13 protein-coding genes are annotated in these 13,940 nt (G+C 58.8%); 10 read left to right on the forward strand and 3 right to left on the reverse strand.

Annotated elements, in window-relative coordinates; all coding sequences use genetic code 11:
- The first annotated feature begins 10 nt into the window (after window positions 1-10).
- The 5 genes from AAFN84_RS21695 to AAFN84_RS21715 all read left to right on the forward strand — a co-directional run bounded on the left by AAFN84_RS21695 (window position 11) and on the right by AAFN84_RS21715 (window position 5,168).
- Complete coding sequence (locus tag AAFN84_RS21695) at window positions 11-937, forward strand: LysR family transcriptional regulator (protein WP_347516786.1); 927 nt, start codon at window positions 11-13, stop codon at window positions 935-937.
- A 386-nt stretch (window positions 938-1,323) separates the two neighbouring features.
- Window positions 1,324-2,088, forward strand: a complete 765-nt coding sequence (locus AAFN84_RS21700; protein WP_347516787.1) for an NYN domain-containing protein — start codon at window positions 1,324-1,326, stop codon at window positions 2,086-2,088.
- Between the two features lie 84 nt (window positions 2,089-2,172).
- Window positions 2,173-2,802 carry a DUF938 domain-containing protein gene (locus AAFN84_RS21705; protein WP_347516788.1) on the forward strand — a complete coding sequence of 210 codons (630 nt, stop codon included), beginning with the start codon at window positions 2,173-2,175 and terminating at the stop codon, window positions 2,800-2,802.
- 294 nt (window positions 2,803-3,096) lie between these two features.
- Complete coding sequence (locus tag AAFN84_RS21710) at window positions 3,097-4,203, forward strand: AI-2E family transporter (protein ID WP_347516789.1); 1,107 nt, start codon at window positions 3,097-3,099, stop codon at window positions 4,201-4,203.
- 167 nt (window positions 4,204-4,370) lie between these two features.
- Window positions 4,371-5,168, forward strand: a complete 798-nt coding sequence (locus AAFN84_RS21715) for a CPBP family intramembrane glutamic endopeptidase (protein ID WP_347516790.1) — start codon at window positions 4,371-4,373, stop codon at window positions 5,166-5,168.
- A 57-nt stretch (window positions 5,169-5,225) separates the two neighbouring features.
- On the opposite strand, the gene AAFN84_RS21720 is transcribed toward AAFN84_RS21715, so the two are convergent.
- Together AAFN84_RS21720 and AAFN84_RS21725 are read right to left on the reverse strand one after the other, a co-directional pair.
- Entirely contained in the window at window positions 5,226-5,756 is a 531-nt protein-coding gene (locus AAFN84_RS21720) for a hypothetical protein (protein ID WP_347516791.1), read from the reverse strand.
- A 186-nt stretch (window positions 5,757-5,942) separates the two neighbouring features.
- Window positions 5,943-6,941 carry a L,D-transpeptidase gene (locus AAFN84_RS21725; protein WP_347516792.1) on the reverse strand — a complete coding sequence of 333 codons (999 nt, stop codon included), beginning with the start codon at window positions 6,939-6,941 and terminating at the stop codon, window positions 5,943-5,945.
- A gap of 186 nt (window positions 6,942-7,127) precedes the next feature.
- On the opposite strand from AAFN84_RS21725, the gene AAFN84_RS21730 reads away from it, so the two are divergent.
- The 4 genes from AAFN84_RS21730 (at window position 7,128) to AAFN84_RS21745 (ending at window position 11,919) form a co-directional block, all read left to right on the forward strand.
- Window positions 7,128-8,033 (forward strand): LysR family transcriptional regulator, encoded by a 906-nt coding sequence (locus tag AAFN84_RS21730; protein WP_347516793.1) that lies wholly within the window; start codon window positions 7,128-7,130, stop codon window positions 8,031-8,033.
- Window positions 8,034-8,345: 312 nt separating this feature from the next.
- Window positions 8,346-8,579 carry a hypothetical protein gene (locus AAFN84_RS21735; RefSeq protein ID WP_347516794.1) on the forward strand — a complete coding sequence of 78 codons (234 nt, stop codon included), beginning with the start codon at window positions 8,346-8,348 and terminating at the stop codon, window positions 8,577-8,579.
- Between the two features lie 29 nt (window positions 8,580-8,608).
- The gene (locus AAFN84_RS21740) at window positions 8,609-9,697 is read left to right on the forward strand and encodes an SH3 domain-containing protein (RefSeq protein WP_347516795.1); all 1,089 of its coding nucleotides are present in this window, start codon (window positions 8,609-8,611) and stop codon (window positions 9,695-9,697) included.
- 146 nt (window positions 9,698-9,843) lie between these two features.
- Window positions 9,844-11,919 (forward strand): M13 family metallopeptidase, encoded by a 2,076-nt coding sequence (locus AAFN84_RS21745; protein WP_347516796.1) that lies wholly within the window; start codon window positions 9,844-9,846, stop codon window positions 11,917-11,919.
- Window positions 11,920-12,113: 194 nt separating this feature from the next.
- Here the strand turns inward: AAFN84_RS21745 and AAFN84_RS21750 are convergent, their stop codons facing one another.
- Window positions 12,114-13,136 (reverse strand): GlxA family transcriptional regulator, encoded by a 1,023-nt coding sequence (locus AAFN84_RS21750; protein ID WP_347516798.1) that lies wholly within the window; start codon window positions 13,134-13,136, stop codon window positions 12,114-12,116.
- Window positions 13,137-13,278: 142 nt separating this feature from the next.
- On the opposite strand from AAFN84_RS21750, the gene AAFN84_RS21755 reads away from it, so the two are divergent.
- Complete coding sequence (locus AAFN84_RS21755) at window positions 13,279-13,929, forward strand: cupin domain-containing protein (protein WP_347516799.1); 651 nt, start codon at window positions 13,279-13,281, stop codon at window positions 13,927-13,929.
- Window positions 13,930-13,940: the final 11 nt, after the last annotated feature.

Genomic DNA, 13,940 nt, shown 5'->3' on the forward strand with positions numbered 1-13,940 from the left:
TTGGTGCAGTATGGCACGCAATGATGAGATATTTCGCACAGTGGGTACGCTGCCGCCCGGGGAGCTGAGTGCCTTCCTCGCCGTGGCGCAACATGGCGGGTTCCGTGCAGCGGCGCGGTCCACCGGTGCCAGCCCTTCAGCGATCAGCCACGCCGTAGCAGGTCTTGAGGCGCGGCTGAAGGTGCAGTTGTTTCTACGCACCACACGCAACGTGTCCCTGACGGCTGCGGGCAAGCGTTTCGCCGATGAACTCCGGCCGGCCATGGCGCAGATCGACAGGGCCGTTGCCGCCTTGAGCGAGCTTTCGGGCCGCCCCTCGGGCAAGATCCGCATCAATGCCGATCCGGCAGCCGCCGAACAGGTCATGGACACCCTTATCCTGCCGTTTCTCGCGGCCTACCCCGAGATGGAAATCGAAATCGCTGGCGAAAAGCGGCTCGTCGACATTGCCAAGGATGGCTTCGATTGCGGCATCAGGGCTGGAAGCCTCGTCGCCGGCGACATGGTCGCCGTGCCGATCAGCCCGCCCCAACAGCACATCGTGGTGGCCTCACCCGAATATCTGGCAGTGGCCGCACCCATCTCGTCTCCCGCCGATCTGGTCCACCATTCCTGCATCCAGCTGCGCATGCCCAGTGGCAACCTTTATCGCTGGGAGTTCGAACGCGGTGGCGAGGCTATCCAGATCGAAACGGCCGGACGGCTGGTCCTGACCAACTCGAGACTAATCATCGCTGCGGTTCAGTCCGGACTTGGGCTTGGCTATGTGAACCGATGGGCGGCGCGCCGGGCTTTGGCGGACCAGCGGGTTGTGCAACTTCTGCCAGACTGGACGCCGCACTATGCGGGGCTCAGCCTCTATTACCCCAGGCATCACCATATGAGCGCGGGCATGCGCAGTTTCGTTGAATTTGCCCGGAAGGCCGCACGGACCTGACAATTGTTGGGCTGGCGGTTGTTGGAATTTGTGGTCGTCCCCTCTTGCGGCAGCGACTATGGGAAGCTGCTGGTCCGCTATCTACCCCGATCGAGGCCCATACGAATCCGTTGATCGTCTATCCCGGGAAGGATTCATTCTGGCTTCAGGGTCCGTCTCCAGACTGGCTTTCAGGCGACCGATTGGTCGAAGCTGCCGTTTCATTCCCCGTGTTCGGACCCAAATCGCCAGCTTTCGAGGCCGCGTTTTGCTCCAGCGAGCCCATGCTGCCACAATGCTCCGGTGTACGGCTGCCTTCGGACCGCATGCCACTTTCCGGGTTGCCGATAACGCCGCTATCATGTCGTGATGGAAATGGTAGTGGACCGCGTGAATGGTAGTTCTTGATGGCGACTGAACCACGATCCCCGCGCCTTGCGGTGTTGATTGATGCCGATAATGCCTCGGCAAAGATCGCCGATGGTCTGTTCGAGGAAATCGCGAAGATCGGGGAAGCGAGCGTTCGGCGCATCTACGGTGATTTCTCCAGCGCCCGCTCCAAGGGCTGGGCGGATATTTTGTCGAAACACGCCATCATTCCACAACAACAATTTGCCTATACGCCAGGCAAGAATGCCTCTGATATCACGCTGGTGATCGATGCGATGGATCTTCTTCATAGCGGTCGGCTCGATGGATTCTGCCTTGTATCTTCCGACAGTGACTTCACGCGGCTCGCCGCCCGCATCCGCGAACAGGGCGTTGATGTGTATGGGTTCGGTGACCAAAAGACCCCAGAGAGTTTCCGGCAGGCCTGTCGCCGTTTCGTCTACACCGAGAACCTGCTGCCGACCGCTCCCGCCAACGCGTCCGATGCCGTTCAATCAGCCGCGCCTCTTCAGCCACCGAGCACGGCGGCGGCAATTATCAAGCGAGTAATTGCCCAGATGGAGAGTGAGGACGGCTGGGTAGCGCTTGGTGCGGTCGGCAACCAGCTTGCCAATCTTGCCTCCGACTTCGATCCGCGAACCTTCGGCTTCCGCAAATTGAGCGACCTTGTGCGAAAGACGAACGAGTTTGAGATCAACCATCCCGAGGGCGGGACAATGCGGATCCGGGTGAAGCCAACACCCTCCAGGGGATCACGATCCAGAACGCGACAATCGTCTTGATCGACCCAGACATTTCACCTCATGGAAAGACGGCGTTTCTTCGCGCAGACATACTTTTGGGCATCCACACAGGGAGGAAGTTGATTGCGAAACGAGGAACTGGATGATGTCTCTCCTGACAAGCGCCCTGTCAGCCCGTCTGCCGAACGCAACAAGGGACCCATCACCGATGTCCTGAAACGCGTCTTGCCCGATCGTGGCACAGTGCTCGAAATCAGCAGCGGAACTGGACAACATGTCGTTCATTTTGCCCGCATGATGCCGTACCTCACATGGCAGCCCAGCGAACGCGATGAGCTCTCTCTCGGATGGATCAAACAGTGGATGGCGGCTGAAGCGCTCGAAAACATTCTACCCCTAGTGCGCCTCGACGTGACCGAATTGCCTTGGCAGGCAGGACCTGCGGCGGCGGTCATTTGTCTGAACATGATCCACATAGCGCCTTGGTCTGCCGCGGAAGGACTCATCTGTGGTGCGGAGACCGTCCTTGGCCAAGGCGGCATTCTTTTCATCTATGGCCCATATTTGCGTAGTGGTGTGCAACCATCACCGAGCAACATGGCGTTCGACAGCGAGTTGCGCTCGCGCAATCCGGAATGGGGTTTGCGCAATGTCGAGGAAATCACCCGCTGCGCCGGGTTGCACGGCTTCGGGCAACCGGAGATCCATGAGATGCCCGCGAACAATCTGTCCGTCATATTCTGCAGGCAATGAAGCCGAACCGAAGCCTCTCGCGGGAGGACTGGACAGGGGCCGCTTGCGGACTGTCCGGTTTCAGGTCGGACTATGCGTTTACCTGCCGTCGTATGGTCAATTGACCACCAGCTGTTCCGGCTCAATCGTCCTTGTCTTCCGTATCGCCGGGTGCACGATTGGTGACCGACCTGAATGGTTCAATGACTTGCAGCGCCGCTCAGGGTATTTTCGAAAAAGTCGGCGTGAGTTGTGTCCGGTAGAAACAAGGTTTCAGAAGACATGGCTACGAACCGGCACACTGAGGCAATTCAGATGGATCAGTCTGCGGAGAAATTCGATTGGCGTTCGGCAATCATCGAGCGATCGGCGCCGATCGCCGTCATCGCCGCGCTCATAGTCATTGTCTTCCTGACCGTCTCGCCCTTCCTGCCCGCGATCATCTGGGGCGCGGTTGTCGCGGTGGCGATCGCCCCCTGGTTTCGCTGGCTGGTTCGGCGGATGGGCGGTCGTCGATTGCTCTGCACCTGGATCGTCGGTCTCCTTCTCGCAGGAACGGTGGTGATACCCGCGCTGGGGCTTGCGGCGGCGATGCTGGACTTCCTGCCCAACATGCTTTCGTGGACCGGCACGCTCTCGGAGGTCGGGCCGGTCGAGCCTCCGGCGGCCCTGACCGAGCTCCCGGCAATCGGACCGCATATCAGGGAGTTTTGGCTCGACCTGACCACAGACACGTCGCATGCGCTGACACTCTTCCGGGAGGAGATCAAGGCCGGCTTCCTATGGCTGCTGGGAGAGGCCGAGGTGTTCGGGATCTTTGTCGGAGAGTTTGCGATCGGTATCCTTCTTGCGGTGGTGTTCCTCCACGCGGGCGACCGCCTGACCGCCGGTCTCGACCAGTTCTTCTACAAGCTTGGCGGAAGTTTCGCGCAGCAGATCGGGCGCGCCTCGGCTTTGACCGCGCGGCAGACAGTGATTGGCGTGCTTGGTGCCGCGCTTGTGCAGACGCTTGTTGCGACAGTCGCATACCTCATCGTTGGCGTCCCGAACTGGATGCTGCTCGCCGGTGTCACCTTCATCCTGGCACTGATCCAGATAGGGCCCGTGCTGGTCTTTATTCCACTTGCGATCTGGCTCTGGGCGGACGGCGAGGGCTGGCAGGCGGCATTCGTTTTGTTTTGGGGCATCGTCGTGGTCGGCATTGTAGACAACGTCGTTCGGCCCTTGATCGCCAGCAAGGGGCGCGATGTTCCCGCCACGCTTGCGTTCTTGGGCGCCCTCGGGGGGTTCGCCCAATGGGGCGTAATCGGCGTCTTCATCGGTCCCGTCATTCTAGCTGTCGCCTACGAAACCGTCACCCGGTGGAGTCGCCTGCGCTCAGGGGACCACGAGAATGAACAAGCTGAAGCTGAGTTGCAGTAGGCTGGCTCGACAACCCGTTGAAAGCACATTCTTGCTATTTCCGAAGACCAGCACACTCTCTTGCACTTCTATTTGGGTCAAACGCACTAGCGAATTGCGCGATCACTTGGTTGTAGTGCATATTCGCAGCTGGTCCTTGGACTTGCCGCTTGAGGAAGGAGCAGGCCATGAACACCCGCATCATCATCAGCCTCATCGTCTACGCGCTGTGGATCGTTGTCACGCTGCTCGGCGCAAAAATCCTGCTCGGCGGAGCGGAAGTCCCGCTCGACGAAATGGTGAAGAACGGTATCGGCTGGCAATTCGTGGCGGCAATCGTACTTCTGGTCGCGTTCATCCTCGCCCGCAAATGGAACGACCTTGCGTTCGGGCCGCCGCACTCCGTCCTGAAGGTGATGTGGTTCCCCGTCGCGTGGCTGCTGCTCATCTTCTCCGTGACGCTGCTCACCGGACTGCCCCCGGCATCGATGATCGTATTCATCGCGTTCAACACGCTGTTGGTCGGCATCTCGGAGGAGACGATGTTCCGCGGCGTGCTGTTTCGCGCATTTGTTACGCAGTACCGCATCTGGACCGCGATCATTGTCAGTTCTGTCCTGTTCGGCGCGGTCCACATCCTCAACGTCTTCAACACCGGCGACCTCAACGGCGCACTCATGCAATCGGTTCCTGCCGCGATGAGCGGCATACTGTTCGTGGCGATCGTCATCCGCACTGAATCGATCTGGCCCGCAATCATCTATCACTGGCTATGGGACTGCGTTCTGTTCATTCTTCTAACCGGAAGCCAGGCTAGCGGGGTGGACGCCAACCCGGCGGCGCTCGAAGGTCTGGGGTCTGCCAAGGATTTCCTGCCAATCGCAATGGGATTGCCCAACTTCATCTGTGGCCTGATCCTCCTGCGCAAGGTTCGTGACGAGAGTTTCCGCGAGGCGGAAGCACGTCGAATGTCGGAGGCGGCCTGAGCCGTCGCGCGCAAGCCCGCGCCAGCCATAGACCGATGTAGCCCGATTGAACGGCACTCAGCCGACAGTACCAACTGCCAAGAATACGACGACGAGAAGATAGCCTCCAATGAGCAGTCGAAGGAAAGTACCCGACTGCGCAGCTTGCCATGCCGCAATCGAGAGGAGGATGCACATGCCAATCGCTGCCAGCCAGTCCAAAATGTAGACAGGCGAGTCCCACACATCCGGGGTGGTCACGCCTTGCTCATTGTCGGATACGCGGATCGAAGAACCCAACCAGATGATCTGACCGACCAAGACACCGGCGAACAATCGATACAGTCTTGCGTCGAATCCGCTCCGCAAGCGAGCGACGATGCGCCAAGTGAGTGCGGCGTTCATAAGAGCAACGATCGACTGCGTTACCCAAAGCATTGGTCTGCTGGTCGACTCGAAAATGAAATGGGCAATCGGGATGATTGGACCGAAAGCGAAAGGCAGTACAGCCAGACTCGCGATCGCCATAGCGCAACGCCAAACCAGTCGAGATGGATCAGAGGCAATCGAAAGATGCAGCGCAGCAATATTGACAGTCAGAAACAGCAAGGAAGCCGTCATGCGGCCAATTGATGGATCACCTGCCGCGCTTCACGCAAGCTGCCGATGCATGAGAATCGCAATATGACACGACACTGGAAACTGGCTGAAAACTTCCCAGCGTTCATTAATCTATCGTCCGATCAGGCATTGGATAGCCGTTGTGGGGTGCACGCCCAAAAGGTGTTCTGGACCTTAAGACATGATGACAAAGTCACGCCCGGACCTTCGCTCCGGATGAAGCGGTGCATCCGTCGTGATGAAGATCATGCCCGGATGAAGCCGTGCGCGCATTGCTTGCAGGAAATTGCCATCGGCCGAAACGCGGTTCAGTGCGCGTTCTTCTGGCTGAAAGAAGCCACCGACGTCTGTATTGTGGCTGATCGCTGTCCAGTGCATACCCTGGCTATCACCGTGCGCGCCATTGAGTACAAATACATGGCTGCCGAGGGGCCCTCTGCCGCTAATGGTCGCTTGCCCTTCTGCTATGACTTCACCGTTCTCGATCAGCACAGCCCTTTTATCGGCTGAGGAGGCGATGATTGAGGTGACCGGATAGGCTTCCGCTTCAGCCCAGTCTTTCGGGTGCCTTTTTTCTTCCAGCCCCGCCTCTACTTGCTCGAACTCCGTTTGTGCGTAGCCGCTGAGAACCATTCCTGGGTGCACAAGCTCCCATGGGTCAGAGTGGGACCCGGATATGATGACTGGCGTGCCGAGATGGGTAATCTCGAACAGTCTCTCGGAGAATTCCATCGGCAGTCGTATGCAGCCATGCGAAGCGGGATAACCGGGAAGATTGCCTGCGTGGAGAGCGATGCCCGACCAGGTCAGTCGATTCATGTTCGGCATCGGTGCGTTGTTGTAGGTGCTCGATCTGTGGTGCTTGTCCTTCTGCAGGACAACGAATACGCCCGTCGGCGTTGAATGCCCCTGCTTGCCGGTAGAACAGGTCGACACCGCGATCCGCACCCCGTTGCGATAGATATGAACGCGCTGTTCAGGAAGTGACACCACGACCGCCACCGGTCCTTCTGGCTGCCGGTCTGGGTGCCATGTGAATTCGCCCGGTTTCAGGTCCTTGATTTCCTTAAACACCTCATTGGCAAAAAGGTCGCCCGCGAGGAACGCGCCCGTCGTTGCGAACGTTGCCAACATCAGGCGTCGGCGGTCGAGATCGAATGTCATTGATGGCATTGCGCGGCTCCATCTCTCTCGTCCTTATTGAAGGGGTTCGACGTCCACCCGTCCAATGAGAATTTGAGTGAAATGCGATGATGGATTCATGTATTGGCAAGGCATTGCGCGAGAACGGCTCGAAGACAGGTGCGCGCATTCTTTTTGCCTTGGCGTAGCGGAGGGCCTGGCACTACTCTGACGTCCATGGATTTCAGGCAGAACTTTCGAGCCCTGCAGGCATTCGAGGCGGTATCTCGGCATCTGTCTGTGTCGCATGCCGCGAGCGAGCTCGGCGTGACCCAGAGTGCCGTCAGCCACCAACTGCGCCTCCTAACCAATCTGGTGGGTGAGAACCTGTTGCGCAAGCAAGGCCGTGGCGTTGCGCTGACGGAAGCTGGAGCGCGTCTCGCAGTCAAGCTGCAGGAAGCGTTCACAACGATCGATCGATCTGTCAGCGATGTGATTGGCAAGCACGACCCTATTGTTCGTCTGGCGGTGTGCAGCAGTTTCGGTCCGGGATGGCTAGTCCCGCGGCTCGCCGATCTTTATGCATCAAAGCCGGGTTTCGACCTGCACCTTCAGATGTATGCGCGCGATCCAGAGCTGAGTGACGCGGTCGCGGATGCATTCGTGACGACCTTACCGAATGAAAAGGGGTTCTTTTCGCTCCTCCTCTGGCCAGAGAAGCTGGTGCCGGTCCTGTCGCCCTCAAGTGAACGACACGGTACGTTTCCGCTGATCACGACCGACCTTGCGAAGGGCAAATTCGGGAATGACTGGAAACTATACGCGAAGCTTGCCGGAAAGAACCACGTCAAGCTCCCGGAAGAACGCTGGCTGTTCGCATCACATTATGTGACGGCACTGGAAATGGTTCGCGCCGGACTGGGAGCAGCGCTCGTGCCCGATTTTCTGATTGCCCGCGAGGTCGAAGCAGGATCACTCGTGCTGCTCGACGACACAGAGATTCCAACGCATGAGGACTACTACCTCTGCGTCAAGGAGACCCGCCGCAACGAGCCGGCCCTCGACGCGCTTGTGCGATGGTTCCGCAGCCAGATATCGCGGCAACCAACTGCCGACGCGCTTCGCCTCGCGGCTCCCAAATAGTCGTTGCCCTGCCGGAGACATGATTTTTGTCCGCAAGGTCGCGACAGATTTCACATATCGCGTGCAAGAAGAATTTGGCATTATCGGCTCTGGCCGAAGAGGGAATTCTGGCCCGGATCGTTTGGAGGTGTCGGGGCCGGATATCGGATTGTCGTTCTGAGCGTGTCGCCAGGGCGAAATACTGATCTAATGCCTTTTCGTCACGTTGATACTTGGGAGAACATTATGAGAAGTATGTTTGCATGCGGCGCCACTGTGGTCGCACTGACTGTTGTTGCGGGATGCACGACCGATTCCAGTACGGGTAGCTCCGTGGCCGCCGCCGCCGCCGGCCTGACTCCGCAGCAGATGCAAAGCTACTGCGCCGGTGAAGCCGCGGGCGAGTTCAACACCCGGCCGGACTACGTCAGCACTAACACTGCACTGCCATCCACGAGTGGCGGGTTTGTCGTCACTGGCACGGTGGATCGAGGCACAGAAGGCAATCCGCCATTCGAATGCCAGTTCGCCCGCTCGGGCCGATTTATCTCGTTCCGGATGATCTGAGGGCTCCCGCCCGGGACAAAAGTCGAGCCATGTACGGCGCGGATAGCATGCAGCCGTACCAGCGGCTGCGGGCTGGCGGCGCACAACAGCGGCAGACGACTGCTGCAGAACAACCCGAAGAGGTGAAGCGCGATGGTACAAGTGCTACCCAGGGCGGCGGTAGTCGTCGCACCTTGTTGCTTGCGACGCCGATCCTCGCACAGCCGATCAATGAAGTAAGGATCGAGTTCGCGGCGGGGGCGTCAGGTACCTCCGTCGACGGCAGTCTGACTGGCGAACGGATCGTCGACTACGTGCTCGGGGCACGGGCAGGCCAGACGATGTCGATCGATCTCAAAAGTTCCAACCCGGCAGGCTACTTCAATCTGATGAGGGGAAACGATCCTCAGGCGATTCACATCGGCTCGGTGTCCGGCAACAGCTACACCGATGTTCTTCCCGCAGACGCCGATTACCGCATCCGCGTCTACCTGATGAGAAGCGCGGCGCGGCGAAACGAGTCGATGGACTATGAGCTGTCGGTATCGATCGACGGCGCCGCTTCAGATGCCGGCGCTGCGCCCGGGCCCGACTATGCCGATGGTTTGGCTGGAGGACCCGACTTCTGGCGGGTTGCTGGTCTTCCCCGCAACGACACGCTCAATGTCCGGTCTGGCCCGGGCACTTCGCATGGCATCGTGGGTGAACTGGCGGATGGCGACGTTGTCGCCAATCGCGGCTGCGAGATGGCCAGCGGATCAAAATGGTGCCGCATCGAAGCGGGAAGCGAGCAGCGGTTTAGGGGATGGGTGAGCGGACGCTACCTCGTCGAGGCAGCTCGCCCCCAAAACGGCGGTACGACAGCCGAGTCCAGCGGAAAGGTCCCATGTTCACCATCTGCCGGCCAACCGACGAGGGACTGCACCTTCAGGGCCTCGCGCGGCAATGGCGGAAACGCCAGCGTCTGGATCGCGCTTCCTGCGGGAGGCGAGCGCTATGTGCGGTTTGTCGACGGTAGGCCCGTAGAAACCGATCCTGGCATGGACATCACCTTCGAGCAGATCTCGGATCTTTATCTGGTCCGCATCGGAGGCGTCGAACGGTACGAGATACCGGAAGCGGTGGTGTTCGGCGGGTAAGATGGCGCGGTCCGCACCAGCATGTCGCTGAGAATCATCAGGTCCGGATCGACATGAAAGGTCGCTCGCAATCTGGCCGGAGGGAATGAGTTTGAAACCGGCCTGTGCCGAGTGTGCAGTTCGAAGCCTTGATGAGGAGAAGTCGGATGGATCGATCGATCAGCAAATTCCTGGGTCTCTTGACCGTCTCGCTGGCGTTGTGCACGACCGGCTCTGCCCAGGATGTCGAAAGTGTCGGCTCTATCGGACCTGATCAGCTCAGGTTCTCGGTCGAAAACATGGACAGAACCGCCGATCCCCGAGCCGACTTCTATCGCTACGCGGCGGGCGGGTGGCTTGATCGCGTTGATCGCCCATCCAATTTGCCCTCGGTCGATTTCCTCGCCTACGTGACTGAACATGTGAAGGCCCAGATGAAAGTGGTGGTGGCCAAGGCAGCCGAAGAAGCGGCGGTGGCCCCCAAAGGCAGCCCGCTTCAGCAGGTTGGAGACCTTTTCAGTTCCTACATGGATGTCGATCGCATCAATGCGCTGGGTATAGAGCCGATCAAGCCCGAGTTTGCGCGGATCGATGCCATCTCCTCGCTGGATGATCTGTCGGACTATCTCGGCTACTACGCCCGGAACATGGGAGCCTTTGCCTTTGCGAGCTTTGTCGTACATCCCGACAATCAGGACTCCCAGCAGTTCATCCTTTACTTCATCAGCGGCGATCCGATCCTGTCCTTCGGTGGATTGTATGAATTGCCCGACGGATCGCCACAGGTGGCAGCCTATCTGACATACCTGGAAGATTCGCTAGCCTTGGTGGGGTACGATGCGGAGAAGGCTGCCTCGGTCGCAAGGTTGACGCTGGCGATCGACCGCGAAATTCACGCGGGCCAGCTGACGCCACAGGAATCCGCTGATCCGGGCAATTCCAATTTTGCAATGAGCTTTGCCGAACTGCAGGCCATGATCCCTGAGCTCAACCTGGAGAGACTGGCTGTCGCATCCGGCGTGCAGGCGCCGGAACGGCTCATTGTCAGCGAGCCGCGCTACACCAAGGCGCTGTCGGAGATGCTTCGCACCCGGCCGTTGAGCGATTTCAAGGAGTTTCTGAAGGTCAAGGTGCTGGCGCGCATGGCCGGGGTCATGACGACAGCGTTCGATGAACCCTATCTTGCCCTCAATGCAGCCCTTACCGGTGTTTCGGTTCTGCCACCACGCGAGGAAGTGGCGCAAGGCGTGTTGCAGCTTCAACTGGGTCACCCGTTCTCCAAGGCTTATGTCGACAATTTCTTCGATCAGTCGTCACGGGCGACCGCGACGGACATGATCGGGCGCGTCAAGGCGGCTTTCCGGTCAAGGATGGAGAAAGTAACCTGGCTGACCGAAGAGACGCATGCTGCAGCGCTCGACAAGCTCGACCGGCTGGCCTTCTATGTGGCCTATCCCGAAAACTGGATCGACTACAGCAGTGTCGATATCAAGCCCGACGACCTTGTCGGCAACATCATGGCGCTACAGGCGTTCAATTACGACAGGGGCATGAGCAAGCTCGGCAAGCCTTTCGTCCGTGACCAGTTCGCTGACAATAAGTCCACTCTGCCGATCATCGTCAACGCGGCCTATAATCCAGAATTGAACGGTTTCGAGGTGCCGGCGGCATTTCTTCAGCCGCCGGTTTTCAATCCCGATTCCGACGTCGCACTCAATTTCTGCCGGCTTGGCGCCGTGCTCGGCCATGAGATGACGCACGGTTTCGACACCAGAGGCGGGCGATACGACGCCGACGGCAATCTTCGCGCGTGGTGGACCGAAGCCGACCTGGCGGCGTTTACTGCCGAAGCACAGAAGCTGATAAGCCAGGCGGATGCCTTCGAAATTCTGCCCGGGCTGTCGATCAACGGAACGCTGACGGTCGCCGAGAACATGGCCGACGTCGGCGGCCTCAACGCCGCATACGATGCGTTGATGCAATATCTCGAGGAGCATCCGGAAGAGGACGTCGAGATCGATGGCATGACCCCGGCGCAACGCTGCTTCGTTGGTTGGTCACAGTTGTGGGCGTCGAAAGCCAACGACCAGTATCTGCGACTCGCCGCACGGGACTACCACTCGCCGAATGTCTACCGCACCGTGGCTCCACTCAAGCATGTCGATGCCTTTTACGAAGCATTCGGCATCAAGGAAGGCGACCCGATGTGGCTGGCTCCCGAACAGCGACTGAAGACGTGGTAGTAGGTTTGAACTGACGCGTCGTTCGGTGATTTTCGCATGAAGATTGGCGTTTAGAGCGGTGGCTGGCGTCAACGTCGCGTCACTTCCGACGATGTCCGCTTTCGGCAGATGCGCAGAAGGCCCGGAACGACTGAAATAGGGGCCCAAAACTGCCGTCTTGCCTTTCAGAAGGTCGATCTCTTGGTGAGCATACCCTAATTCCCCGAACGCCGAAGCCAGTGGGAGTCCTCGAGGATTTGCTGCCTCCATCGGCTGGGGCTCTTGCCGTATCGCTTTGTGAACGTGCGGGAGAAGTGCGGCAGGCTGGAGAAGCCGGACGCGAGGGAAACGTCTGAAATGCTGACGGTGCTCTGCCACAGGAGGCGCTGCGCAAGCGTCATTCGGCATCGCATATACATCTCGGAAAAAGTGGCGCCGGTATATTTGACAAAGAGGCGCTCGAGATGCCTCGACGAGATATCCATCTCTTCGGCGATCTCCTCTCTGGATAGTGGAACGGCGATGTTGCCCTCCATCCGGGCTATCGCATCGCTAACGATGCTGTTCGTTACGATGTGGCGATCCGAGACGCTGCCGCGCTGCGGGTCTCCTGCAAAACTGCCCTTGGTGTAGAGGAACCACTCTGAGACCCGTTGCGCCAGGCTTGCGTCGGCACGCTCCGCGATCAAGGAATTCATCAGATCGAGTGCTGCGATGCCGCCGCCGCATGTCACCGTCTTGCCATCCCTGACATATCGGGCGGGCTCCGGCGTCAGCAGCGGAAACATCTCCTGAAAAAGGTCGACATGTTCCCAGTGGATGGTGAACCTTCGGTCGGTCAACAGCCCGGCCCGGGCAAGGAAAAACGGACCGGCCGTGATGCCGCCGATCGTCGCGCCGTGACGCGCGGTGCGCCGTATGCAGGCGTCGATGCGGCGCGACCCCCATTGGTCAACATGTCCGCCCGCGACCACGAACAGGTGAGACAGGTCCTCTGTTGCCTGCGGCAGATCCTGGGTCTCGACAGCCATTCCCCCCGATGAGCTGACCCAGCCGCCTCCGTCGGAGTGAAGCGAGAGATCAAAGAGCTTCTGGTTGGAAATGTGGTTAGCGGCCCTCAGAGGTTCGAGCGTCGCCGAAAACGACATGAGGGGAAAGCCTGGCACGAGGATAAATGCAATTTTCGCCATTCCAGCAGTGTTGTCCGTTTTGATCAAAACTACGTCCGTCAAAGGCAAGCACCTTAGAGCAAGCCGACTTAACGTTCAACGGATGAGGTGACCAGAATATATCTGGAATCTCAAAAATATTAATGATGACGAAATCGTCAGGATGCGATCAACAGTATGCGATGAAAGTAACAATAAACAAATTTAGGTCATGACGAGGTTGATATGGCTAGAGATAGACGATCAGGAAACTGAAAAGAAATGTCTGAAAACTGAAAAGCAATTGTCGGAACGAGTCTTCGTCATGATTGATGCGCATGGGATACTTCAAGAGGACGGGCTGGCGCCGGTGTCGGTGGAGGAATATTTCGTCGTCGGGGACGGAAGTGTCCCGAATTCGAGATTTCCCATCACCGTGTATCGCAACCTCGGCGACGACAGGATCGAGGCTCGCAATCTGAAGGATTGCCTAGGCCGGAACGGATGGATTCCGGACTGGTTCTCGGCGGACGGGATGTATCCCCGGCATCACTTCCACAGCGATGCCCACGAGTTCATCGCCGTGATGGATGGGGAGTTCACCTGCCGGCTCGGTGGTGAGCATGGTGTCGATGCTCATCTCGGCAAGGGCGATGCCCTCGTCATACCCGCCGGCGTAGCCCATTGCGGCGATCGAAAATCCGAGAGGCTCGCCATACTGGGGGCATTTCCGACCGGTTTCGGCATCCATGATTTCAGGCTTGGCTACCCGTCGGAATACGCGCAGATGGCCATGCGCGCGCAGCAGGTTCCCATCCCGCCAAATGACCCGCTGTTCGGGCCCAAAGGCCCCCTGGTGCAGCGCTGGACACAACATTTCTAAAGGTGCGGGTA

The organism is Mesorhizobium sp. CAU 1741 (genome assembly GCF_039839275.1).
Classification (GTDB): Bacteria; Pseudomonadota; Alphaproteobacteria; order Rhizobiales; family Rhizobiaceae; genus Aerobium.